This is a genomic window from Trinickia sp. Y13, assembly GCF_029522115.1.
In the GTDB taxonomy this organism is placed as follows: Bacteria; Pseudomonadota; Gammaproteobacteria; order Burkholderiales; family Burkholderiaceae; genus Trinickia.
This window is the reverse complement of record NZ_JAKWFK010000011.1, coordinates 1-23,726: the sequence shown is the minus strand read 5'-3', so window position 1 is coordinate 23,726 and position 23,726 is coordinate 1. Positions and strand designations below refer to the sequence as shown.

22 protein-coding genes are annotated in these 23,726 nt (G+C 64.4%); 9 read left to right on the top strand and 13 right to left on the bottom strand.

All coding sequences use genetic code 11. From position 1 onward, the window contains the following. The first annotated feature begins 453 nt into the window (after window positions 1-453). From MMB74_RS19140 to MMB74_RS19115, 6 genes are all read left to right on the top strand, one after another. A complete protein-coding gene (locus MMB74_RS19140) occupies window positions 454-1,962 on the top strand; it encodes a sensor domain-containing diguanylate cyclase (RefSeq protein WP_277430379.1) in 1,509 nt (502 codons plus the stop codon). A gap of 128 nt (window positions 1,963-2,090) precedes the next feature. Continuing rightward, window positions 2,091-2,402, top strand: coding sequence for a cupin (locus MMB74_RS19135; RefSeq protein ID WP_277430245.1), 312 nt, complete (start codon window positions 2,091-2,093; stop codon window positions 2,400-2,402). A 132-nt stretch (window positions 2,403-2,534) separates the two neighbouring features. After that, window positions 2,535-3,707, top strand: a complete 1,173-nt coding sequence (locus MMB74_RS19130) for a UbiH/UbiF family hydroxylase (protein WP_277430244.1) — start codon at window positions 2,535-2,537, stop codon at window positions 3,705-3,707. Window positions 3,708-3,823: 116 nt separating this feature from the next. Beyond that, window positions 3,824-4,552: a DsbC family protein gene (locus MMB74_RS19125; protein WP_277430243.1), complete on the top strand. Its 729-nt coding sequence runs from the start codon at window positions 3,824-3,826 to the stop codon at window positions 4,550-4,552. 49 nt (window positions 4,553-4,601) lie between these two features. Beyond that, window positions 4,602-6,425 carry a PDZ domain-containing protein gene (locus MMB74_RS19120; RefSeq protein ID WP_277430242.1) on the top strand — a complete coding sequence of 608 codons (1,824 nt, stop codon included), beginning with the start codon at window positions 4,602-4,604 and terminating at the stop codon, window positions 6,423-6,425. Between the two features lie 112 nt (window positions 6,426-6,537). After that, on the top strand, window positions 6,538-7,137 hold the full coding sequence (locus MMB74_RS19115; protein WP_277430241.1) for an NAD(P)H-dependent oxidoreductase: 600 nt from the start codon (window positions 6,538-6,540) through the stop codon (window positions 7,135-7,137). Window positions 7,138-7,246: 109 nt separating this feature from the next. Here the strand turns inward: MMB74_RS19115 and MMB74_RS19110 are convergent, their stop codons facing one another. From MMB74_RS19110 to rpe, 8 genes are all read right to left on the bottom strand, one after another. Then, window positions 7,247-8,080 carry a uracil-DNA glycosylase gene (locus tag MMB74_RS19110; RefSeq protein WP_277430378.1) on the bottom strand — a complete coding sequence of 278 codons (834 nt, stop codon included), beginning with the start codon at window positions 8,078-8,080 and terminating at the stop codon, window positions 7,247-7,249. Window positions 8,081-8,193: 113 nt separating this feature from the next. Continuing rightward, a complete protein-coding gene (locus MMB74_RS19105; RefSeq protein ID WP_277430240.1) occupies window positions 8,194-8,820 on the bottom strand; it encodes a CYTH domain-containing protein in 627 nt (208 codons plus the stop codon). A 38-nt stretch (window positions 8,821-8,858) separates the two neighbouring features. Continuing rightward, window positions 8,859-9,644: an indole-3-glycerol phosphate synthase TrpC gene (trpC, locus tag MMB74_RS19100; RefSeq protein WP_277430239.1), complete on the bottom strand. Its 786-nt coding sequence runs from the start codon at window positions 9,642-9,644 to the stop codon at window positions 8,859-8,861. Between the two features lie 33 nt (window positions 9,645-9,677). Beyond that, on the bottom strand, window positions 9,678-10,709 hold the full coding sequence (gene trpD, locus MMB74_RS19095; protein ID WP_277430238.1) for an anthranilate phosphoribosyltransferase: 1,032 nt from the start codon (window positions 10,707-10,709) through the stop codon (window positions 9,678-9,680). A gap of 101 nt (window positions 10,710-10,810) precedes the next feature. Continuing rightward, window positions 10,811-11,413 carry an aminodeoxychorismate/anthranilate synthase component II gene (locus MMB74_RS19090; RefSeq protein ID WP_277430237.1) on the bottom strand — a complete coding sequence of 201 codons (603 nt, stop codon included), beginning with the start codon at window positions 11,411-11,413 and terminating at the stop codon, window positions 10,811-10,813. Between the two features lie 90 nt (window positions 11,414-11,503). Further along, window positions 11,504-12,997: an anthranilate synthase component I gene (trpE, locus tag MMB74_RS19085; RefSeq protein WP_277430236.1), complete on the bottom strand. Its 1,494-nt coding sequence runs from the start codon at window positions 12,995-12,997 to the stop codon at window positions 11,504-11,506. 293 nt (window positions 12,998-13,290) lie between these two features. Next, window positions 13,291-14,043: a phosphoglycolate phosphatase gene (locus tag MMB74_RS19080; protein ID WP_277430235.1), complete on the bottom strand. Its 753-nt coding sequence runs from the start codon at window positions 14,041-14,043 to the stop codon at window positions 13,291-13,293. Further along, window positions 14,040-14,723: a ribulose-phosphate 3-epimerase gene (gene rpe, locus MMB74_RS19075; protein WP_277430234.1), complete on the bottom strand. Its 684-nt coding sequence runs from the start codon at window positions 14,721-14,723 to the stop codon at window positions 14,040-14,042. Before rpe ends, MMB74_RS19080 begins: the two co-directional genes overlap by 4 nt. A gap of 235 nt (window positions 14,724-14,958) precedes the next feature. Between rpe and apaG the strand changes: the two genes are divergently transcribed. Both apaG and MMB74_RS19065 read left to right on the top strand, forming a co-directional pair. After that, a complete protein-coding gene (gene apaG / locus MMB74_RS19070) occupies window positions 14,959-15,333 on the top strand; it encodes a Co2+/Mg2+ efflux protein ApaG (RefSeq protein WP_277430233.1) in 375 nt (124 codons plus the stop codon). A gap of 174 nt (window positions 15,334-15,507) precedes the next feature. Then, on the top strand, window positions 15,508-16,740 hold the full coding sequence (locus MMB74_RS19065) for an MltA domain-containing protein (RefSeq protein ID WP_277430232.1): 1,233 nt from the start codon (window positions 15,508-15,510) through the stop codon (window positions 16,738-16,740). A 29-nt stretch (window positions 16,741-16,769) separates the two neighbouring features. On the opposite strand, the gene paaK is transcribed toward MMB74_RS19065, so the two are convergent. The 5 genes from paaK to paaN form a co-directional block, all read right to left on the bottom strand. Continuing rightward, entirely contained in the window at window positions 16,770-18,068 is a 1,299-nt protein-coding gene (gene paaK / locus MMB74_RS19060; protein ID WP_277430231.1) for a phenylacetate--CoA ligase PaaK, read from the bottom strand. 154 nt (window positions 18,069-18,222) lie between these two features. Continuing rightward, entirely contained in the window at window positions 18,223-18,702 is a 480-nt protein-coding gene (gene paaI, locus MMB74_RS19055) for a hydroxyphenylacetyl-CoA thioesterase PaaI (RefSeq protein ID WP_277430230.1), read from the bottom strand. 1 nt (window position 18,703) lies between these two features. Next, on the bottom strand, window positions 18,704-19,495 hold the full coding sequence (paaG, locus tag MMB74_RS19050) for a 2-(1,2-epoxy-1,2-dihydrophenyl)acetyl-CoA isomerase PaaG (protein ID WP_277430229.1): 792 nt from the start codon (window positions 19,493-19,495) through the stop codon (window positions 18,704-18,706). A gap of 75 nt (window positions 19,496-19,570) precedes the next feature. Continuing rightward, window positions 19,571-20,773 (bottom strand): 3-oxoadipyl-CoA thiolase, encoded by a 1,203-nt coding sequence (pcaF, locus tag MMB74_RS19045; protein WP_277430228.1) that lies wholly within the window; start codon window positions 20,771-20,773, stop codon window positions 19,571-19,573. Between the two features lie 96 nt (window positions 20,774-20,869). Next, window positions 20,870-22,579: a phenylacetic acid degradation protein PaaN gene (gene paaN / locus MMB74_RS19040; RefSeq protein ID WP_277430227.1), complete on the bottom strand. Its 1,710-nt coding sequence runs from the start codon at window positions 22,577-22,579 to the stop codon at window positions 20,870-20,872. A 164-nt stretch (window positions 22,580-22,743) separates the two neighbouring features. Here paaN and MMB74_RS19035 point away from each other — a divergent pair, with 164 nt between their 5' ends. Next, entirely contained in the window at window positions 22,744-23,520 is a 777-nt protein-coding gene (locus MMB74_RS19035; protein ID WP_277430226.1) for an enoyl-CoA hydratase, read from the top strand. Window positions 23,521-23,726: the final 206 nt, after the last annotated feature.

Genomic DNA, 23,726 nt, shown 5'->3' with positions numbered 1-23,726 from the left:
GCCCGCGGGCAACACCGCGGTAGCCGCAAGGTGAATTCGGAGCAGCGACGAAACCGTATGAATCGGGCGCGTTGGCGCAACGATCACGTACCGATTTCGCACTCGAAAGATGGCAATTGTAACCTTTTCGGGAGACCGAATCGGCAGCTGCGTAACGGCAGGCCGACGGTTGGGCGCCACAGGAGGTCCATTTCGAGCGGTATCTTTTGCAGTGTGTCATCGAGATCGGATGTCAACTTTGCCGACGCCCTTCATGCCGTGAATTCGGGTGCGCGATTCAATGCGTTGCACGTCATCTACGTCCGTCACCGCGCGGCAGTGCCGATGCTAAACTGGCGCCGCGTGCGCTCGGAGGAGGCACCCATCGTCTTTCAACATGGGCCCGGCATGCAGGGAAACGGCGACGAAACCCAAAACGTTCGACCTACGCCGCAACGCTTCTTTCTCGAGCGTATGCGGTTCGATTTGCTGACCCCTCGTGCCATCGTCGCGGGGGCGCTCGTGATTGCCGCGTTCATGGTGAGTTTGTGCGGCGTCGTGGTGTATCAGGCGCGCGCCGACGCACTCGATCGCGCTCGCGACACCACTCGCAATATCGCGCTAATTGCAGAGCGCGACATCGAACGCAACTTCGAGCTGTACTCGTTGTCGTTGCAGGCCGTCATCGAAGGTATCCATAACCCCGAAATCATGGGCGCTTCGCCCAAGTTGCGCCATGAGGCGCTCTTCGATCGCGCCGCCACCGCCAGTTACCTCGGTTCCATTTTGGTTCTCGACGAAACGGGGCGCGTCAAACTGGATTCGCTCACCGACGAACCCATCACGATGAGCTTCGCGGATCGGCGGTACTTCACGGTTCATCGCGAGCGCCACGATGCCGGCCTATTCGTCAGCGATCCCTATCACTCTCGGCTGCGCGCGGGCTCGCCGAGCATTGCCTTGAGCCGCCGCATCTCCAAGCCCGACGGATCGTTCGGCGGCGTCGCCATGGTGGCGATTCGCCTAGATTACTTCCACGAACTGTTTTCCGGGCTCTCGCTCGGGCCGCATGGCTCCATTGCGCTGATTGGCCGCGATGGCGTCATGATCATGCGCCAGCCGTACGCGGCGGAGGTCGTCGGGCGCAACATCAGTCAAGCGAGCACGTTCAAACGGTTCATGTCGGCGCCCGAAGGCAGCTTCACCGGCAAATCGACGATCGACGGCGTGGGCAGGCTCTACTACTTCAAGCACCTGAGCAATTTGGGACTTATCGTCATGGTCGCGGCGGCGGAGTCGGACATCTACGCCACGTGGCGCCGCCGCACGCTCGTGATCGGCTCGCTGATGGCCGCATTCGCCGTGGCGTTCGTTGCGCTCGCGCTGGTCCTCGCCGGGCAGTTGCGGCGACGGATGCGCGCCGAGAGCGAACTCGCTTTGCTCGCACGCACCGATGGGCTCACGGGCTTGAACAACCGGCGCACGCTCGGCGAGATTCTGGACCAGGAATGGCGCCGAGCACGGCGCACGCGCAGCGTCTTTTCGCTGCTGTTCGTCGACGTCGACCGCTTCAAAGCTTACAACGACATCTACGGACACCAGGCCGGCGACGATGCGCTGGCCGCCGTGGCCAAGTGCATCGGCGAGAACCTGCGCAGGCCAGGCGACAGCGCGGCGCGCTACGGCGGGGAAGAATTTCTGGTCGTGCTGCCCGATACGCCGGCGCAGGGGGCCGAGGCGATCGCCGAGCGCATCCGCCTCGCCATCAGCGATCTACATATCGAGCACGCGGAGAGCGAATTCGGCTGCGTGACGGCGAGCATCGGCGCGGCAGCGTGGATACCCGAGGACGATGGCGACATGACCGCGGTGATCCGCGCCGCCGACCAGGCGCTGTACGCGTCCAAAGCGACCGGGCGGAACAAGGTGACGCTGTTCGGCCGGCAACCGGCGCATGCGCCGTTCGAAGGCGCCCCCGGATAGGCGCACGGCCGCCCGTGGCTGGATTTGCCCCAAGTTTGTCCCTCATTGCCGTTTTCAGCTTCGCGCGCTTATCCGAGAATGCGCGCTGACGGATGTGAGACCTTCTTCATCGCTTCGGGGCACGAACCATGAAATTCATCGAAAGCCGGGCATTCACCGCTGAGCGCGCGTGGGGCGCACTGGACATCGCCAACATGAACGGCATCACGGTCCGGTTGCATTGGACCGACAGACCGTACGAATGGCACGTGAACGACGGCGAAGAAGTGTTCGCCGTGATGGACGGACAAGTGCGCATGGATTATCGCGAAAACGGCCAGACCCACTCGGTCGTGATGAAGGCGGGAGACATCTTTTTCGCCTCCGTAGGGGCCGAGCATGTCGCGCATCCGATTGGCCAAGCGCGCGTGCTCGTCATCGAGAAAGAAGGCAGCATCTAGACATGATGTCTAAGGCAAGCTTCCAGCTCTGACGAAGGCGCTGGCGAGCGCCCCTTACGCTGCGGCGAACCGGCGCACCGCAACCCGAAGGCGCTCTGTGCGAACGCATGCGCGCGGCTATAATCGGCGCCTATGATCGCCCATCATCAGACGTTCCATGTTGCCGTCGTCGGCGGCGGCCTCGTCGGCAAAAGCGCCGCGCTGGCCCTTGCGCAAGCGGGGTTGCGCGTCGCACTCGTCGCGCAGCCGGCCGCTGCGCGTCCCGCCGATGTGCCATTCGACGCGCGTATCTATGCGCTTTCGGCTAGCTCGCAGGCGCTGCTCGAGCGGCTGCGCATCTGGCAAGCGCTCGATCACGACCGCCTCGCGCCCGTCTACGACATGCGCGTGTTCGGCGATGCGCTGGCCGAGCTGCACTTTTCCGCGTTCCAAGCCGCTGTGCCGCAACTGGCATGGATCGTCGAGTCGTCGCTGATCGAGCATGCGCTCGATGCCGCGCTGCGTTTCCAGCCGCACGTGAGTTGGTTCGACACGCGCGCACAAGGTCTCGACATCAAGCCCGATTGCGCTTGCCTTGCCCTGGCGAGCGGCCAAGTGTTGGAGGCCGATCTCATCGTCGGCGCGGACGGGGCGCATTCTTGGGTGCGCGCCCAAATGGGGGCGCAGGTGAAGCGGCGCGACTACCGGCAAACCGGCGTGGTCGCGAACTTCAAGGCCGAGAAAGCGCATGGCGAAACCGCCTACCAGTGGTTCGTCGACGGCGAGATCGTCGCGCTGCTGCCGCTGCCCGATTCTCATGTTTCACTGGTTTGGTCGGCCAACACCGACCATGCGCGCGAGTTGCTCGCGCTCGCGCCGGAGCAGCTCGCGGCAGCGGTCGAACAGGTCACGCACGGCCGCCTCGGGGCGCTCGAGTGCGTCGGCGCCGCGCACGGCTTCCCGCTTGGGCTGCAATCGGTCGACCGGCTCGTCGCGCCGCGCGTTGCGTTGATCGGCGATGCCGCGCATCTGATTCACCCGCTGGCAGGCCAAGGAATGAACCTGGGGCTGCGAGACGCAGCCGAACTCGTACACGCATTGGCGAACAAGGAACCGTTTCGCAATCTCGGCGACCTCGTGCTGTTGCGCCGCTACGAACGCGCGCGGCGCGAAGACATCGGCGCATTGACGGTCGCCACCGACGGCCTTCAGCGCCTTTTTTCCGTTCCCGGCACGCTCGCGCGCTCGCTGCGCAACGCCGGCATGGCGCTCGTGGGCGCACAGCCGCTCGTCAAGCGCTGGCTCGTCTCGGCCGGGCTCGGATAGCGCTCGGATTATCTCGATCGGCGCGGGCGGCACGTGCTGCCACGCCGCATCGCAACCGCTTCACGCGCCCGCCGGGGCAAACCGGCGCGGCGCCGGCACTTCAAGGAATAGCCACCATGCACATTGCCAAGAGAATCGCAGCTGCCGCGGCGCTCGCCGCCGCCGCCGCGCTCGGCTGCACCGCTCAAGCCGATCAGACGACGGACAAGCTGAAGGCGACGCTGCAATCGCGTCTGCCGGAAATCCCGATCAAGAGCATCACCAAAGCGCCCATCGCCGGCTTGTACGAAGTCAATCTCGGCACGCAGATGGTCTATACGGACGCCAGCGGCGATTACGTGATCGCGGGCGATCTCGTCGATACGAAGACGCGCAGCAATCTGAGCGAGGCGCACCTGGCCGATTTGAACAAAGTCGACTTCGCCAGCTTGCCGCTCGATCATGCGGTGAAGGTCGTCAAGGGCAACGGCAGCCGCCGCATCGCCGTCTTCTCCGATCCCAACTGCCCGTACTGCAAGCAGCTCGAGACGACGCTCAAGTCGGTCGACAACGTCACGGTCTACACCTTCCTGTATCCGGTGCTGTCGCCCGATTCGATGGCGAAGTCGAAGGCGATTTGGTGCTCGTCCGACCGTGCGAAGACGTGGGAGTCGTGGATGCTCGATCGCCGTGCACCGGCGAGCGCGGCGGCCAATTGCGACACGACGACGCTCGAGAAGAACCTCGCACTCGGACGCGGGCTGAACGTGACGGGCACGCCTACGGTGATCCTGCCCGATGGCCGGCGCCTGCCCGGCGCGGTGTCGGCCGCCGAGTTGAACAGCGCGTTGGCCAGCGCGCATTGAGCCCATCGCGTATTGCGCACCCCTTCCCTTCGAGACATCGCGCCGCCTGATGAAGCCAATTCGCTACGCCATCGTTCCCAAGCATCCTGCCGCTCATCTGTTCGAAGTCACGCTGACGCTGGCCGACCCCGATCCGGCCGGCCAGCGGTTCTCGCTGCCGACATGGATTCCCGGCAGCTACCTCGTGCGGGAATTCGCGCGCAACATCGTGACGGTCAGCGCCTTCAACGAGGCTGGCCGCAAGGTTCGCATCGAGAAGACGGACAAACACACCTGGCAGGCGGCTCCGGTGAAGGGCGGCGCGCTGACGCTGCGCTACGAGGTCTACGCTTGGGATATGTCGGTGCGCACGGCGCATTTGGACGAGCGCACGGGCTTTTTCAACGGAACGAGCGTGTTCTTGCTGCCGGCCGGACGCGAGCAAGCCGCTTGCATCGTCGACATTCAAAAGCCCGCCGGGGCTGCCTATCGCGAATGGCGCGTGGCCACGGCGCTGCCCGAGGCGCGCGGCACCAAGCGCTACGGCTTTGGCGAATACAGAGCGCAAAATTACGATGAGCTCGTCGATCACCCGGTGACGCTCGGGCAGTTCGCGCTGGCGACGTTCAAGGCGCACGGCGTGCCGCACGATATCGTCATCGCCGGACGCACGGTGTCGGTGGATATGGCGAGGCTCGCGGCCGATCTGAAGCGCATCTGCGAAACGCAGATTGCCTTGTTCGAGCCGCGTACGAAAAAGGCGCCCGTCGATCGCTACGTCTTCATGACGCAAGTGGTCAGCGACGGTTACGGCGGGCTCGAGCATCGCGCTTCGACCGCGCTGATCTGCAATCGCACCGATCTACCCGTCCTGGGGCGCCCCGAGGCGTCGGAGGCTTACCGGACCTATCTCGGCTTGTGCAGCCACGAGTACTTCCATACGTGGAACGTCAAGCGCATCAAGCCGGCGGCGTTCGCGCCGTACGATCTTTCGCGCGAAAACTATACGTCGTTGCTCTGGCTGTTCGAGGGCTTCACGTCGTACTACGACGATTTGATGCTCGTGCGTAGCGGTGCGATCACCGAAGCCGACTACTTCACGCTCGTCGGCAAGACGCTCGGCAGCGTGCAGCGCGGTAGCGGGCGGCTCAAGCAGAGCGTCGCGGAAAGCTCGTTCGACGCCTGGATCAAGTATTACCGGCAAGACGAGAACGCGCCCAACGCGATCGTCAGTTATTACCAGAAGGGCTCGCTCGTTGCGCTCGCATTCGATTTGGCGATCCGTGCGCGCACCGACCATCGCAAGTCGCTCGACGATGTCATGCGGCTGCTTTGGCAAAGGTACGGCCGCCGGTTCTACGACGGCAACGTGACCGGCGTCGGCGAGGACGAAGTGGAGGCGTTGATCGCCGAAGCGACAGGTGTAGCGCTCGGTCAGCTGTTTCGTGAAGCGGTATACGGGACGCGCGATTTGCCGCTGGACGAATTGCTCGCGCCGTTCGGCGTCGCGCTCGAACCGCAGATGGGCGCCGCGAACGGCAAGAACGGAGGCGATGGCAAGCCCTCACTCGGCGTGCGCACACGTGCGAGCGGCGCGGATTGCACGCTGGCCGCCGTCCATGACGGCAGCGCCGCGCAGAAGGCCGGATTGTCGGCCGGCGACGTGCTGGTTGCCGTCGACGGGCTGCGGGTGACGGGCTCGAACCTCGACACCTTGCTCGGCCGTTATCTGCCGGGCGAGGTGGTTGAGATTCATGCGTTCCGGCGCGACGAACTGCTGCTGACGCGGGTCAAGCTCGATCCGCCCGAGGTGACGCGCTATCGGCTGGTTCCCGGTGACGAGAAGCGTGGCGCGCCGCGGCGCCGGGCTCGCGAGCGCTGGCTGCACGGCTGATCGTTCCATCCTTGCAACGATCCTTCGTTGCAAGGCTACTTTTTCCGGGCCGGGACAATCACGACAATGGCTCCACTCGCGCAACGATGCGCAACCCCACCCGGAGCCTGACATGACCACGATCCTTCAACTGAATTCGGCGGCGCGTTCGCAAGGCGCCAACTCGACGCTGCTCGCCAACGAATTGGCGGCCAAGCTGCAACAATCGAGCGGCGGCGCGACGCTCGTCGTGCGCGATTTGCTGGCCGATGCGCTGCCTCATCTGGACGACGCCGTGCTGGGCGCGTTCTTCACGCCGGCAGAGCAGCGCTCGCCGGAGCAAGCCGCGATCGTCGCGCGCAGCGATGCATTGATCGCCGAGTTGCAAGCGGCGGACGTGATCGTGATCGGTGCGCCGATGTACAACTTTGGCATCTCCTCGCAGTTGAAGACCTACTTCGACTGGATTGCGCGCGCCGGCGTGACGTTCCGCTATACGGCGAACGGTCCGGAAGGGCTCGTGAAAGGGAAGAAGGCTTATATCGTGTCGGCGCGCGGGGGACGGTACGTCGGCACCCCGCACGATAGCCAAACGCCGCATATCAAGGCGTTTCTCGGCCTGATCGGCATTACGGACGTGGAATTCATCTATGCCGAAGGGTTGAATCTCGGCCCGGACGCCGCGAACGCGGCGCTCGCGGCGGCTCGCGAAGCGATTGCGGCGGCCGCCTAACCGGTTCGCGATCTCGATCTCGAGCGCGGTGCAAAACCGTCGCGCTGCCTGTGGGCGGCGCGACGGTTTTTGACGCTTGGGCTGTCAGCGCTCGACCTCGGTCTTGCCCTCAGCCATCGACCGTTGCGGGCAGCCGCCAGTCGATCGGCGAGCGGCCGTTTGCTTGGAGATACTCGTTCGCGAGCCGGAAGTGCCCGCAGCCCAGAAAGCCGCGATGCGCCGACAACGGTGACGGATGCGGGGCTTCGAGCACGCAGTGCGGCCGCGCGTCGAGCAGCGCGCGCTTGGCTTGGGCGTGAGCGCCCCAGAGCATGAAGACGAGATGCTCGTGGCGATGCGCGAGTTCGCGGATCAGCGTATCGGTGCAGGCCTCCCAGCCGCGCTTGGCGTGGCTGGCCGCTTTGCCTTGCTCCACCGTCAGCACGGTGTTGAGCAGCAAGACGCCTTGGCGGGCCCAGGCATCCAGGCAGCCGTGAGCCGGCATCTCGTGGCCGAATTCGGCGGTGATTTCCTTGAAGATGTTGCGCAGCGACGGCGGCGGCCGTACGGGCGCGGGTACCGAAAACGCCAGGCCGTGCGCTTGCGGGTGGCCTTTGTCGTCGCCGTGGTAGGGATCTTGACCGACGACGACGACTTTGACGTCGTCGGGCCGCGTCAGCCGCAACGCGCGAAAGACGTCGGTCGGGTAGACGACTTTGCCGGCGGCAATTTGCGCGTCGACGAAGCTGCAGAGCGGCCGATAGGCCGGACTGTCGATGAACGAGCGCAGGTGTTCGCGCCAGTCGCGCGGCAATGCGTCGAATTGCGATTCGAGCGGCGCGCCGAGTGCAGAAGAGCGCACTTGCCCTTCGAGCGGTTGGGGTTCTTCATCGCTTCGCACGGTGCTCGGAGGTTCACGTGCGGCACACGGCTCACGGACTTCGCTGGCCATTCGTGCGGGCATCGACGGCTCGAGTTCGAATTCGGCTTCGGCGCCGCTCGCCGTATCGAACAGCGTCCCTTGAGCCGCGTCGCTCGCAGCGCTTGCGCGTACTCGCGCTCGTGTCGGTTTCGACTTCATGGCGCACACAACCGATAACCCCGCTGCGCCTTGTTGACGTTTTCGGGCGCTAGGCCGGGCACCTTGGCAGAGAGCGCGCTCGTCAGCGCATGCAATGCGCGTTCGTGGCCGCTCAGCAGTTCGAGCTCGATCTCGCTGAGGGCTTCGCGCCGCTCTTCTCCGCTCACCGTGGCCGTCACTTCGCCGCGATCGATCGCGGCCTCGATCCGCGCACCGTCGAACTCCAATCGCCAAAGGCGCCGCACGAACGACGTGCGAAAGCGTTCGGCAAGTTCCGTTTGCGCGGCGCGCAATGCGGCGAGCGCAGCGTCGTCGTCGCATGCGGCGGCGAGCGCGTCGAAATCGAGCGCCTCGTTCGAAACGGGCGTCTCCCATTCATGGCGGCTATGCAGGCCGCCTTGCGCCGTGCCCGCCGCCTTGAGCGTCTGCAACCAGCCATCGGGGGTCATGCGCAGGCGCAGGGCGATCTTCGCGCGAGCCAGCGCGAGCGAAGGCGTGTCGAAATAGAGGTTCGTCAGCGGCACATCGCGCCCCGGCGCGCGGGCCAGGCCGGTGAAGAACCGATCGGCTGCATCGGCTTGCTCGGGCGGCAGTGCCAGCTTGATTTCGCGTTCGATACCCATGTGCGTGATCGTAGAGGAGGGCGAGCGAGGCGCCGAAATCAGAAAAACATCTGCGCGAGCGCGGCGCCCGGATCGTCGGCGCGCATGAAGGCTTCGCCCACGAGGAACGTATGCACCGCGTTCGCGCGCATGCGCTCGACATCGGCTCTTGCCAAGATTCCCGATTCGGTGACGACGATCCGGTCCTCGGGCAGCGCATCGAGCATGCCGAGCGTCGTATCGAGCGACGTTTCGAACGTGCGCAGATTGCGGTTGTTGATGCCGATGAGCGGCGTCTTGAGCGTCAGCGCTTGGGTGAGTTCATTGCGGTCATGGACTTCGACGAGAACCGCCAGCCCGAACGAATGGGCGAAGGCTTCGAGCTCTTGCATCTGCGTGAGCGAGAGCGCCGCGGCAATGAGCAAGATCGCATCGGCGCCCATGGCGCGCGCTTCGACGATCTGATACGGGTCGACGATGAAGTCCTTGCGCAACACCGGCAGTTCGCAGGCGGCGCGGGCCTCTTCGAGATAGGCCGCGCTGCCTTGGAAGAACTGGACGTCGGTCAGCACCGACAAGCAGGCCGCGCCGCCTCGCTGATAGGACCGTGCAATCTCGGCGGGCACGAAATGCTCGCGCAACACGCCTTTGGAGGGGCTCGCTTTTTTCACTTCGGCGATGACGGCGGCCTGGCCGGCCTCGTGCTTGGCGCGCAGCGCGCCGACGAAATCGCGCAAGTCGCGCGCCGACGCTTCGAGACGCAGCTCCTCTAGCGGCGCGCTCAACTGGGCCGCACGCACTTCCTCGCGTTTGACGGCGATGATTCGTTCGAGAATGTCGCTCATGGACGAAGCCTTTTTCGATGCCTGATGATGGGGTTATTGCTTGAACTGTTGGGTAAAGCGCGCAAGCTCGTCGACCTTCGCACGCGCGCGGCCCGTTGCGATCGCTTCGCGTGCAACTTCGATGCCGTCGGCGATCGACGCGACGATATTGGCGGCGTAAAGCGCCGTTCCGGCGTTGAGCGTCACGATTTCGCGCGCGACGCCGGGTCGATTTTCGAGCGCTTGCAACAGCATGGTTTTCGATTCGTTGGCATCTTGCACCTTCAGCGAACGATTCGACACCATCTGTAGCCCGAAATCCTCGGGATGGATTTCGTACTCGTGAATCTGACCATCGCGCAGTTCGCCCACCAGCGTGGCGGCCCCAAGCGACACCTCGTCCATGCCGTCCTTGCCGTAGACGACGAGCACGTGGTTCGCACCGAGGCGCTGCATGACGCGCACCTGGATGCCCACGAGGTCGGGATGAAAGACGCCCATCAGCTGATTGGGCGCGCCGGCTGGATTCGTGAGCGGCCCGAGGATATTGAAGATTGTGCGGATGCCGAGTTCGCGCCGCACCGGCGCAATGTTCTTCATGGCCGGGTGGTGGTTGGGGGCGAACATGAAGCCCATACCCGTCTCGGCGATCGACGCCGCGACTTGCTCCGGTTGCAGATCGATATTCACGCCGAGCGCTTCGAGCACGTCCGCGCTGCCCGATTTGCTCGAGACGCCACGGCCGCCGTGCTTCGCGACTTTCGCGCCTGCCGCGGCCGCGACGAACATCGTCGCCGTCGAAATGTTGAACGTGTTCGCGCCGTCGCCGCCGGTGCCGACGATATCCACGAAGTTGGCGTTGTCGCTCACCTCGACGTGACGCGCGAACTCGCGCATCACCGTGGCCGCCGCCGCGATCTCGCCGATCGTTTCCTTCTTCACGCGTAAGCCCGTGATGATCGCCGCCGCCATCACGGGCGACATGTCGCCGCGCATGATGAGCCGCATCAAGTGCAGCATTTCGTCGTGAAAGATCTCTCGATGCTCGATCGTGCGCTGCAGTGCTTCTTGCGGTGTGATGGTCATGGGCTCGCCCCTATCCGTTCGTCGGACCGTGCTTAGCGATGGGTGAATCGCGCTTCGCGCTTCGTGGTTCATGAATCCTGATTCGTGCGGAGGCGGCACGCTCATGCGCTGTGCGCGGCCTCGGCGGTGGACGACGCTTTCGATCCCTTCAGAAAGTTTTCGAGCAGGGCATGACCGTGCTCGGAAAGGATCGATTCGGGATGGAACTGCACGCCTTCGACGGGCAACGTCTTGTGGCGCACGCCCATGATTTCGCCGTCGTCGGTCCAGGCCGAGATTTCCAAGCAGTCGGGCAGCGACTCCCGTTCGATCGCGAGCGAGTGATAGCGCGTCACGTCGAAATGCTTCGGCAGGTTCGCGAATACCCCCTTGCCGTCGGTCTCGATACGGCTCACTTTGCCGTGCATGATCGTTTGCGCGCGCACGACGCGCCCGCCGAACGCCTCGCCGATCGCCTGATGGCCCAGGCAGACGCCGAGGATCGGAATGCGCTCGGCGAATCGGCGCAGCACGTCGAGCGTGATGCCCGCGTTTTGCGGATTGCTCGGCCCGGGCGATAAGCAGATGTGATCGGGCTTCATCGCCTCGATCTCGTCCAGCGTGATTTCATCGTTGCGATAAGTGCGCACTTCCTCGCCGAGTTCGCCGAAGTACTGCACGAGGTTGTAGGTGAATGAATCGTAGTTGTCGATCATCAGCAGCATGATGTGTCTCCGCGCTTTCAAGGAAGCGCCCGGTCCCCGCTTTGGCTTGGCCGTTGGGGACCCGACGCTTAGGCGACAGGTAGGGGCGTCTCAGAAATCGCTATCGAGGCCGTCTTGCACTTGCTCGGCCGCGCGCAGCACGGCGCGCGCCTTGTTCTCCGTTTCCTGCCATTCGGATTCGGGCACCGAGTCGGCGACGACGCCCGCCGCGGCCTGCACGTACAAATTCCCGTTGTGGATGAGCCCGGTGCGAATCGCGATCGCCAGATCCATTTCGCCCGTGAACGAAAGATAGCCCACGGCGCCGCCATATAGGCCTCGCTTGACCGGTTCGAGCTCGTCGATGAGTTCCATCGCGCGGACCTTCGGCGCACCCGAAAGCGTGCCGGCCGGGAATGTCGCGCGCAGCACGTCGAAATTCGTCATGCCGGGGTTGAGCTTGCCCTCGACCGAGCTGACGATGTGCTGCACATGCGAGTACTTCTCGATGACCATCTTGTCGGTCACGGCGACCGAACCCGTCTGTGCGATGCGGCCCACGTCGTTGCGCGCGAGGTCGATCAGCATGACGTGTTCGGCGATCTCTTTCGGATCGTTCAGCAGTTCGGTCGCGAGTTCGGCATCGCGCTCGGGCGTGTTGCCGCGCGGACGCGTGCCTGCGAGCGGCCGAATTGTCACGATGCGGTCCTCGCCGCGCTTTTCCTGCCGCACGAGGATTTCCGGCGACGCGCCGATCACGTGAAATTCGCCGAAGTTGTAGTAGTACATGTACGGCGACGGATTGAGCGAACGCAGCGCGCGATAGAGCGACAGCGGATTATCGCGATACGGCTTGATCAGCCGTTGCCCGACCTGCACCTGCATGAGCTCGCCCGCGGCGATGTATTCCTTCGCACGGCGCACGGCGTTCAGGTAATCGTCGCGTGCGAACTCGCGGTAGGTTTCGGTGCGCACGCTCGGCGAGGTGACGGGCGGCTGCACCGTCGTGCGCAGCCGTTGGCGCAATTCGCGCAGGCGCTGCTTGGCGCGCGCATAGGCTTCGGACGCGGACGGATCGGCGTAGACGATCAGATAGAGCTTGCCCGCGAGATTGTCGATGACGGCGACTTCTTCGGTCAGCAGCAACTGAATGTCGGGCAGGTTCAGATCGTCGGGCGGGGCCGAGTGCGCCAGCTTCTTTTCGATATAGCGGACGGCGTCGTAGCCGAAGTAGCCGGCGAGCCCGCCGCAAAAACGCGGCAGCCCGGAACGCTGGGCGACCTTGAAGCGCGCCTGGAATCGCTCGATGAATTCGAACGGGTCGCCTTCTTGCGTCTCGACTACTTGCCCGTCGCGCACGACCTCGTTGATGCCGTTTCGCGTGCGCACGAGCGTGCGCGCCGGCAGGCCGATGAACGAATAGCGCCCGAACCGCTCGCCACCCACCACCGATTCCAGCAGGAACGAATTGGCGCCGCCGCGCTCGGGTTGCGCGAGCTTCAGGTAAAGCGAGAGCGGGGTTTCGAGATCGGCCAGCGCTTCGGCGATCAGCGGGATGCGGTTGTAACCCTCGCTGGCGAGGGACTGGAACTCGAGTTCGGTCATGTTTCGATCCTGTTCGAACGGCCGTCGTGTTCGTTGCCCGTGGACGGGCGAAGGACACGTGCGGCAAACCGTGGACGCACGGACGCAGCGGGCAAGAAAACGCGCGGATGCGAGCGTCGGGGCGATACGGCGAATAGTGCGCGAATGCGCGGCGACATCAAAAAACGGCGCTGAAGACGACAGGCTTCAGCGTACCTCGAAAGAGGTTAGCGCGACGAGCGGCGCCAGGGCCAGGCTCCCCGGTCGATACTGCTCGGACTCCGTTTTTTGTTCAGAAACATGAGTTGAGTGACTTAGATCGTCAACGATTGAGAGGTTGCCGCGAAGCCGGGCGCGGAATGTGTGACGAACCGCGCGGCCTCGAGCAACGTGGCGACTATACCATCCGAATTTATCGTTTGTATAGCTTTGCCATGGTTGTAGCCGTAGGGCACCGTCAAGGTCGCCATACCCGCCGCGCGGCCGGCGAGAGCATCGTTTTCCGAATCGCCGATTGCGACGGCCTCGCTCGGGGCGACGCCCATCGCCTCGCAGGCGGCCAGCATCGGCTGCGGATCGGGTTTTTTGCGGGTCACGCTATCGCCGCCGAGAATCACGGCGAAGTAGCGGGCGAGCTCGTATTGGCCGAGCAGCGCGACGGCGAAACGGTGCGGCTTATTGGTGACGCAGGCGAGCTTCACGCCTGCGTCGACGAACGCGGCAAGGCCCGCCTCGACGTCAGGATAAAGCCGCGTATGGCGCCCGTTGAACTCGGCGTAATGGGCTTGATAGCGCTCGAGCGCCGCGCTGAAGCGAGCCTCGCTTTCCTCTGCGGAAAACCGTGCGGACAGCACAGTGCGCACCAAATGCTCGGAACCCTTGCCGACGTACCCGACTACCTCGTCGCGTGCGATCGACCGGGCGCCCAGCTCGGCCAACATGCCGTTCAAGGCGGCTGTGAAATCGTCGGCCGTATCGACCATGGTGCCGTCGAGGTCGATTACCGCCGCTCTCAAGCGTCGCCCTTGCACTGGCGCCGCGTCCTGCCGACCGGGCGCGGCGCTCATGCGCGAGCGCCGGCGAGCTGAGCGCGCATGTCGTCGATGACGGCGCGATAGTCGGGCTTGCCGAAGATGGCCGAGCCCGCCACGAACGTGTCGGCGCCGGCGGCGGCGATTTCCGCAATGTTCTCCACCTTCACGCCGCCGTCCACTTCGAGGTGGATCTCGCGGCCCGTGCGCGCTTGATAGGCGTCGATCCGCGCGCGTGCTTCGCGCAACTTATTGAGGGCCTCGGGGATGAAGGACTGGCCGCCGAAGCCCGGATTGACCGACATGATCAGGACGAGATCGACGCGGTCCATGACGTGGTCGAGATAGTTGAGCGGTGTGGCCGGATTGAAGACGAGCCCTGCTTTGCAGCCGTGGTCGCGGATCAGGGAGAGCGTGCGATCGATGTGTTCGGACGCTTCCGGGTGGAAACTGATGATATTTGCGCCCGCTTTGGCGAAGTCGGGCACGATGCGGTCTACGGGGCGTACCATCAGATGGACGTCGATGGGCGCCTGCACGTGCGGGCGGATGGCTTCGCACACGAGCGGGCCGATCGTCAGATTCGGAACGTAATGGTTGTCCATCACGTCGAAGTGGATCCAGTCGGCGCCCGCGGCGACGACATTGCGAACTTCTTCGCCGAGCTTGGCGAAATCGGCGGAGAGAATGCTGGGAGCGATGCGAAATTGCGTCATGGCGTGAAAGGCGAGAGATCCGGCAAGCGGGCCGCGAGCGGAAAAGCCGTATTTTACCGTGCGGCGCGCGCCGCGCTCGCCGGGCGCATCGCACAGCGGTTGCGGCCGGCAAGCGCATCGATCAGAATGCGAAACCGAAAGTCGGCGCGCCCAAGCGCCAAGCGGCAAGCCGTCCGGTTTACCGCGATTCGATCGCGCCCGCGCGGTGCGTCGATTCTTCAGAAACGGAATCACGATGAGCCAGTATCAATTCAGCGTGTCGGCTCAGACACGCTATTTGCCCGAGCAGTCGAATCCCGAGCGCCGTCAATATGCATTTGCCTACACCCTGACGATCCGCAACACGGGGCAGGTGCCGGCGCAGTTGATCGCGCGCCATTGGGTCATCACCGACAGCGAAAATCAGGTGCAGGAAGTGAAGGGCCTAGGCGTGGTCGGCCATCAGCCGCTGCTGCAGCCGGGCGAGCAATTCGAGTACACGAGTTGGGCCGTGATCGAGACGCCGCAGGGGACGATGCGCGGCTCGTATTTCTGCGTGGCCGAGGATGGCGAACGGTTCGAAGCGCCGGTGCCGGAATTCGCGCTGCAGATGCCGCGTACGCTGCATTGAGAGCCGGCGAGCCGGATCGCCGCGGCGCTGCCCGGGGCAGTGTGTGCAGTTCCTGCAGTGCGTCGATGCCGGGAAATCCCGCCTCTCCCGGATCGACGCCTGCCTTACCGAGGTATGCCGCGATCGTCGTGCGCGCCGGCGTTCTTTTTTCTGCCCGACATCGTCCAAACCACGATGACGACGAGTAAGGTCAAGGCCGCGAGCGCCTCGAGCGCAAAGATCAGCATCGGGTATTCGTCGAACAGGTCGGACATGGCGATTGCCTTCAAGAACGAACATTGTATGCGTATTCATTCGCCCTTTTTCGGCCGCGCGGTGGCGTTGCTCGCCGCCGTGCTGCTTGCGGCGTGCGGGGGGCGACCGGTGGTGCGGCCCGCTGCGACCACCGGCGCCGGGGCGCCGGGCATGCTCGCGGGCGCCGTGTCGTCGGCACGGCTGACGCCCGTCGCTTGGCAACAGGTGCCGGGGTGGCAAGACGATTCCCTGATCGGCGCGGCGGCCGCGCTGCGCGAAAACTGCGTGCGGGTGGCACAACAGCCGAGTTGGCGGCGTGCCTGCTCGGCCGCTTCGCATCTGGACGACTTGGATGCCACGAGCACGCGCTCGTTCTTCGAGACTTATTTCACGCCGTTCCAGCTATCGAACGACGATGGATCGGTGGACGGCCTCGTCACGGGATATTACGAGCCGTTGCTGCATGGCGCGCGCACGCGTCGCGGCCCGTATCAATATCCGCTCTATCGCTGGCCGTCCGGCTATCGCGCGGGCGCACCGTTGCCGCCGCGAGCGCAACTCGAGCGCTCGGGAGTGCTCGACGGCAATGAACTCGTGTGGGTGGACGATCCGATCGAAGCGTTCTTCTTGCAAGTGCAGGGCTCGGGCCGCGTCCAGCTCGACGACGGCGGCATCATGCGGGTCGGTTACGGCGGCTCGAACAATCAGCCTTATAAGTCGATCGGCCGCTGGCTGCTCGATCATGGCGAGATCACGCCGGCGCAAGCGACGATGCAAGGCATCAAAGCATGGGCGCGCGCGAACCCGGCGCGCGTCATGAGTTTGCTCGATACGAACCCGCGCTTCGTCTTTTTCCGCGAGATGCCGCAGACGCAACCGGCATCGGCGGGCGGCGACGGGCCCGTCGGCGCGCTCGGCGTGCCGCTCACGCCCGAGCGTTCGATTGCGGTCGATCCGGCCTCGATTCCGCTTGGCACGGCGGTATTTTTGGAAACGACGCGGCCGTTCACGAATACGCCGATGAACCGGCTCGTGTTCGCCCAAGACACCGGGTCGGCGATTCGCGGCGGCGTGCGGGCCGACTACTTTTGGGGCCTCGGCGACGACGCTGGCGATCTCGCGGGCAAGATGAAACAAGCGGGCCGCATGTGGCTGCTGCTGCCGAATTCTTGAGCGCGCGGCCCGTCGCGCTGGGCCGTGCTTCAGCGCGATCGTTGGTCGATAACCCGCCGCGCTTTGCCTACCGACCGCTCGATGCCGTTCACCGGTAGGACGCGCACCAATGCGGTAACCCCAATGAGCGCTTTGATGTCGTACGCGAGCGCCGATTTCGCGGCAGCGAGCGTTGCTTCGTCCGCTTGCGCCTCGGGACACGGTTCCACGTTCAGCGTCATCACATCGAGCGGACCTTCCTTGGTCAGCAAGATTTGATAATGCGGTGCGAGCGACGGTTGCTTGAGCAGCAGCTCCTCGATTTGAGTCGGGAACACGTTGACGCCGCGGATGATCATCATGTCGTCCGAGCGGCCCGTGATCTTCTCCATCCGCCGCATCGTGCGCGCCGTGCCCGGCAGCAGGCGCGTCAAGTCGCGCGTCCGATAGCGAATGATCGGCAGCGCCTCTTTGGTCAGCGACGTGAACACGAGCTCGCCGAAAGCGCCGTCGGGCAGGACTTCGCCGGTGGCCGGGTCGATGATTTCCGGATAGAAGTGATCTTCCCAGATGGTTGGGCCGTCCTTCGTCTCCGCGCATTCGGAGGCGACGCCCGGCCCAATCACCTCGGATAGTCCGTAAATATCGACGGCGTCGATGCCCATGCGCGCTTCGATGGCGCGCCGCATGTCGTTCGTCCACGGCTCGGCGCCGAAGATGCCGATCCGCAGCGAGCAGCTCGCGGGATCGACGCCTTGCCGCTCGAGCTCATCGGCAATCGCGAGCATGTAGCTCGGCGTCACCATGATGATGTCGGGCCTGAAGTCCTGGATCAATTGGACTTGTTTTTCGGTTTGACCGCCGCCGAACGGAATCACGGTCAAACCCGCGCGCTCCGCGCCGTAGTGCGCGCCGAGGCCCCCGGTGAAGAGACCGTAACCGTAGCTCACGTGCACCTTGTCGCCGCGTCGCGCGCCGGCAGCGCGAATGGAACGCGCGACCAGATTGGCCCATGTATCGATATCGCGGGCCGTATAACCGACGACGGTCGGCTTGCCGGTCGTGCCCGACGAGGCATGGATGCGCGAGATCTGCTCCTGCGGCACGGCGAACATCCCGAACGGGTAGTTATCGCGCAAATCGCTTTTCGTCGTGAACGGGAAGCGCGAAAGATCGGCCAGGGTTTTGAGGTCCTCCGGGTGGACGCCCGCTTCGTCGAACTTGCGGCGGTAGACGGGCGAGTTTTCGTAAGCGTGCTTGAGCGTCCATTTCAGCCGTTCCAGTTGAAGGGCGGCGAGCTCGTCTCGGCTCGCGGTCTCGATCGGTTCGAGCGGCAGCGCGGTATTCATCGCATGTCTCCTGTTTCATTTAAGAATAGCTGTCCGCAGGCATGCTCGGAAGCAGCCTGTCGCGTATGACGAATGGCGGTGTCGGGCGCTTGCCCGGGCGCACACGTCCCGTCGGCGTGAACACGACGGGCGGTGGCCGCCGCGGGCGCGCCGCTCACGCAGGGGGAATCACGTGCCCCTTGATGTGCGCGGACTTGCCGCGAAACATCGCTACCGTTTCGCCTGAATGGTTGACGACGCGAATGTCGTATATGCCGGTGCGGCCACTGACCGTTTGCTCCACCGCCTCGGCGGTGAGCGTGTCGCCGCCGTGAACGGGCCGCAAGAACTCGATCGAGCAGCCCGAGGCCACCGTATTGACGTTGTACGAGTTGCAAGCGAATGCGAACGTCGAATCGGCCAACGTAAAGATCAGTCCGCCGTGACAAATATCGTGGCCATTGAGAAAGTCCGGCCGGACGGTCGCGCGCATGCGCGCATAGCCCGCGCGCACTTCGACGAGTTCGAAACCGAGCGCGCGGCTGCACGCATCCGCTTCGTACATGGCGCGCCCGACGGCACGCGCGAGTTCGTCGGGTTGCAGTTGCGCCGAAACGGAGTGTTCGCGCGCTGCTTGGGTATCGGTAGACGACATGTCAGCGGCCCTCGAAGCGCGGCGCGCGCTTTTGAATGAATGCCTGGACTCCTTCGGCGTAGTCGTACGAATTGCCCAGTTCGCGTTGCAAATCACGCTCGAGGTCGAGTTGCTGATCGAGCGAATTGGTTGTGCTTGCGCGTATGGCACGCTTGATGGCGGCGATCGCGCGGGTAGGTTGCTGGGCCAGTTGCGTGGCGAGCTGGGTTGCGGCGGGAAGTAGCTCGGCATCGTCGACGACGCGCCAAATCAATCCCCAACGCTCGGCCTGATCCGCGCCGATCTTCTCACCGGTCATCGCTAGGCCGAGTGCGCGCGCCATGCCGACCCGTTGGGGCAAGAATGCCGTGCCGCCCGAGTCGGGAACGAGCCCAATTTTGACGAACGACTGGGCGAAACTGCTCGAGCGCGCAGCGATCGTAATGTCGCACGCAAAGGCCAAATTCGCGCCGGCGCCGGCTGCGATGCCATTGACGGCGGCGATGACCGGCAACGGTAGCGCTTGTAGGCGGCGCACGAGCGGGTTGAAGTACTCGTCGATCAATGCGCCCAGATCGGTCATCGCGCCCGGCTCGAAGCTCAGGTCCGCCAAATCCTGGCCAGCGCAGAATCCACGGCCGGCGCCTGTCAACACGAGGGCTCGCGCACCTGCGCCGACCGCTTGGTCCAACGCATCGTTCAATTGCTTGTGCATTGCACGCGTGAAGCTGTTGAGCTTGTCGGGGCGGTTCAGCGTCACCGTGGCGACATGAGTCGTCGCTTCGATCTCGACGCGAATGGCTTCATCTTGCATCGATTGTCTCCTCCATTCATTCCGTTGCGCGGTGCGCGGCAACCATCGAACTGGCGTCCTTTGCAGTCCTTTAGGCTAGGTCCGCTCGATGGCCAGTGCGATCCCTTGTCCGACGCCGATGCACATGGTGCACAGCGCATATCGGCCCCCCGTGCGTTCCAGTTGATAAAGCGCGGTGGTGACGAGTCGCGCTCCGGAGGCGCCGAGCGGATGGCCGAGCGCGATTGCGCCGCCGTTCGGATTGACGCGCGGATCGTCGTCGGCCACGCCCAGGGTGCGCAGCACCGCTAGGCCTTGCGAGGCGAACGCCTCGTTCAGTTCGATCACGTCGAATTGAGCGAGCGACATCCCGAGCCGTTGCAGCAGCTTTTGCGTGGCGGGAGCGGGGCCAATGCCCATGATGCGCGGCTCGACGCCGGCCGTGGCCATGCCGAGCACGCGTGCGCGCCGACGTAGACCGTACTGCGATGCCGCTTCCTCATTAGCGAGCAGCAGTGCGCAAGCACCGTCGTTGACGCCCGAAGCATTGCCGGCCGTGACTGTTCCATCCGGGCGAACGACGCCTTTGAGCTTGGCGAGTGCTTCGAGCGATGTCTCTCGCGGGTGTTCGTCGCGGGTGACGATGAGCGGCTCGCCTTTCTTTTGCGGGATTTCGACCGGCACGATTTCTTGGGCGAGCGTGCCGTCTGCCTGCGCGCGCGCCGCCTTCTGCTGGCTGCGTAGCGCGAAGGCGTCTTGGTCGGCCCGGCTGATCGAGAATTGTGCGGCGACGTTCTCGCCCGTCTCCGGCATCGAATCGACGCCGTGTTGGGCTTTCAGACGCGCGTTGATGAAGCGCCAGCCGATCGTCGTGTCGTAGATCTCGGCTTGCCGCGAGAACGCGCTCGCCGCTTTGCCCATGACGAACGGGGCTCGAGTCATGCTTTCGACGCCGCCGGCGATCATCATGCGGGCTTCGCCGGCTTTGAGTGCGCGCGCGGCGGAGCCGACCGCGTCCATTCCCGAGCCGCAGAGCCGATTGATCGTAGACCCTGGCGCATCGGTCGGCAAACCGGCGAGCAGCGCGGCCATCCGAGCGACGTTGCGGTTATCTTCCCCAGCTTGATTCGCGCAACCGTAGATGATGTCGTCCAGCGCGCGCCAGTCCACGCCCGGGTTACGCTCGATGAGCGCCCTGATGGGCACGGCGGCGAGGTCGTCTGCGCGAACGTCTTTCAATACACCGCCGTAGCGGCCGATAGGCGTGCGAATGGCATCGCAAATATAGGCATCGGTCATCGAATGGTTTCCAGCGAACGGACCCCGTCACGGCAACGGGGCCTATCGAGTTCATATTAGAGGAGCCGGGGCGCCGGCTCCATTCGCCCGGGCGGACTATGCCGTTCGGCCGACTTCCGCCGACGACTCGCGCGGAGCAACATGCACACGGCTTTGAACGACGCGGAAGCGGTTCGCGACGAACGCAGCATCGGTCAGGGCTGCGTTGGCGGCCGGATTGGCGCCGGTCCCATGGAAATCCGAAAACGCGGCGGACTGATTGATGAAAACGCCGCCCGTCAAGTTGATCGAGAGCGCCACGCCACCGTCGATCGCCGCCTCGTGAGCGGCCTCGATCGTCGCATCGTCGGTGCTGTACACCGACAACGTCAAGGCGCCGTGCCGAGCCGCCAGCGATGCGGCCAATTCGAGCGATTGCTGCGTCGAATCGGTCGCAATCACGAACGAGATCGGGCCGAACCATTCGCCGCTGAACTTCGCCATATCTTTGCCGGCGTCGAGTTGGACAATGAGCGGCGTGCGTACGCGCGCTCGGGGAAAGGACGGATGCTCGAGCGTTTGACTGGCCAGAAGCACGCGGCCGAGCGAGTTTGCTTCATCGATTCGATTTGCCACGCTCTCGTTCTGGATCGCGCCAAGCAACTCGACGGCGCGGGCCGGGTCGCTCACGAGCTTTTGCACGGCGCCCGCGAGCGCCTGCGCGACTTCATCGAAGCTCGCATGGCCTTCGGCGGTGCGAATGCCGTCGCGCGGCACGTAGATGTTCTGAGGCGCCGTGCACATCTGGCCGGAATACAGCGCGAGCGAGAACGCAATGTTGCGCACGGCTGCTTTTAGATCGTCGACCGAGTCGATCACGATCTGATTGACGCCGGCTTTCTCGGTGAACACTTGCGCCTGATGTGCATTGCGCTCGAGCCAGGTTCCATTGGCCGTGCTGCCGGTGAAGTCGATCAACTTGATTTCCGGCCGCAGCGCGAGATCTTGCACCAGCGGGCCATCGTTGGCCTCGGTGGCGAGCAGCGTCACGACGTTCGGATCGAAGCCGGCTTCGCGCAGCACTTCCCGGGCGATGCGCACGGTGACGGCGAGCGGCAAGATGGCGCCCGGATGCGGCTTGACGATGACGGCGTTGCCCGTGGCCAGGTCGGCGAACAGGCCTGGATAGCCGTTCCAAGTCGGGAATGTGCAGCAGCCGAGCACGAGGCCGATGCCGCGCGGCACGATAGTGAAGCGCTTGTGCATGGCAAGGGGCGGGTTCTTACCCTGGGGCTTTTCCCAGTGCGCGTCCGCCGGGATGTTGCGCAATTGGTCCCAAGCGTAGGCCACGGCTTCGAGCGCGCGATCCTGGGCGTGCGGGCCGCCGGCTTGGAAGGCCATCATGAATGCTTGGCCGGTAGTGTGCATGACGCTGTAGGCGATCTCGAAACTGGCGCGGTTCAATCGGTTCAAGATTTCGAGGCTGACGCCGATCCAAGCCGTGGGGCCGGCCTTGCGCCAGGTTTGCTCGGCGGCGGTGGCCGCGGCGATCAGCGCGTCGATATCGGCCTTCGGGTAGCGTACGCCGAGCGCGAAACCGAACGGCGAGCGCTCCGCCCCGATCGATTCGCCGGTACTGGGCTGATCGAGTTCGAAGGGATGGTCCAGGTGCGCTTTGAAGGCGGCCTCTCCATCCGCGTTGGCGGTTTCCCCGTACACTTTGGGGCTGGGCATTTCCGCGAACGGGCTCCAATAGCCGCGCGAGCCGATGGCGTCGAGAGCGGTCTTGAGCGTGTCTTCGTGCTTCGCAAATAGAGGATGGGTCATAGCGAGACAGGGGCAGGCCAGGCGTTGGACGAAGGCCGGCCGGTAATCGACGAAGGATCGTATCAATTAACCGACCGACCGGTTGGTTGGCGAATGTTAGCATTGTTTCCGGGCAGGCGCGAAAGCTTTTCGCGCCCTATCGACACCTAAGAAATGGAGGATGCATGAGCTACGAAAACATTCAGGTAGAAACGCGCGGGCGGGTGGGCCTCGTGACGCTGAACCGACCGAAAGCGCTGAATGCGTTGAACGACGCGTTGATGGACGAGCTCGGCGCTGCGCTGCGGGCTTTCGATGCCGACGAGGGCATCGGCGCCATTGTCGTCACGGGCAGCGAGAAAGCGTTCGCGGCCGGCGCCGACATCGGCATGATGGCGACCTATACCTACATGGATGTGTACAAGAGCGAGTACATCACTCGCAACTGGGAGACGGTGCGCACCATTCGCAAGCCGATCATCGCGGCCGTCGCGGGCTTTGCGCTGGGCGGGGGCTGCGAGCTCGCGATGATGTGCGATATCGTGATCGCGGCGGATACGGCCAAGTTCGGACAGCCGGAAATCAAGCTCGGGGTGATGCCGGGCGCGGGCGGCACGCAGCGTCTGCCGCGCGCGGTGTCCAAAGCGAAGGCCATGGACATGTGTTTGACCGCGCGATTCATGGACGCCGCGGAGGCGGAGCGCGCCGGGCTGGTCTCCCGTGTCGTCCCGGCGGCGTCGCTACTCGACGAGGCGCTTGGGGCAGCCGCGACGATCGCCGAGTTTCCGTTGCCGGCCATCATGATGGTGAAGGAATCGGTCAACAGTGCTTACGAGACGACGCTCGCCGAAGGCATCCGCTTCGAGCGCCGGTTGTTCCATTCGCTGTTTGCGACGGAAGACCAGAAAGAGGGGATGGCCGCGTTCCTGGAGAAGCGCAAGCCGGTGTTCAAGCATCGCTGACCGGCCCCGCGAAATTTCGCTTGCGGCGCGTTCGGAACGCGCCTAGAATCACGCCCTTTCGCGCAGTCAGTGCGACTGGGCGAAGGGAAGCGGGGCCTTACGGCGAGCGGGTTTGCGCCGGGGGTGAAAGGCGGAGGGGCGGCGGCGGTTCGATAGCGAAAGTGCTAAAAAACAGTTGACGCGATGTGAAAGACTCTGCATAATCT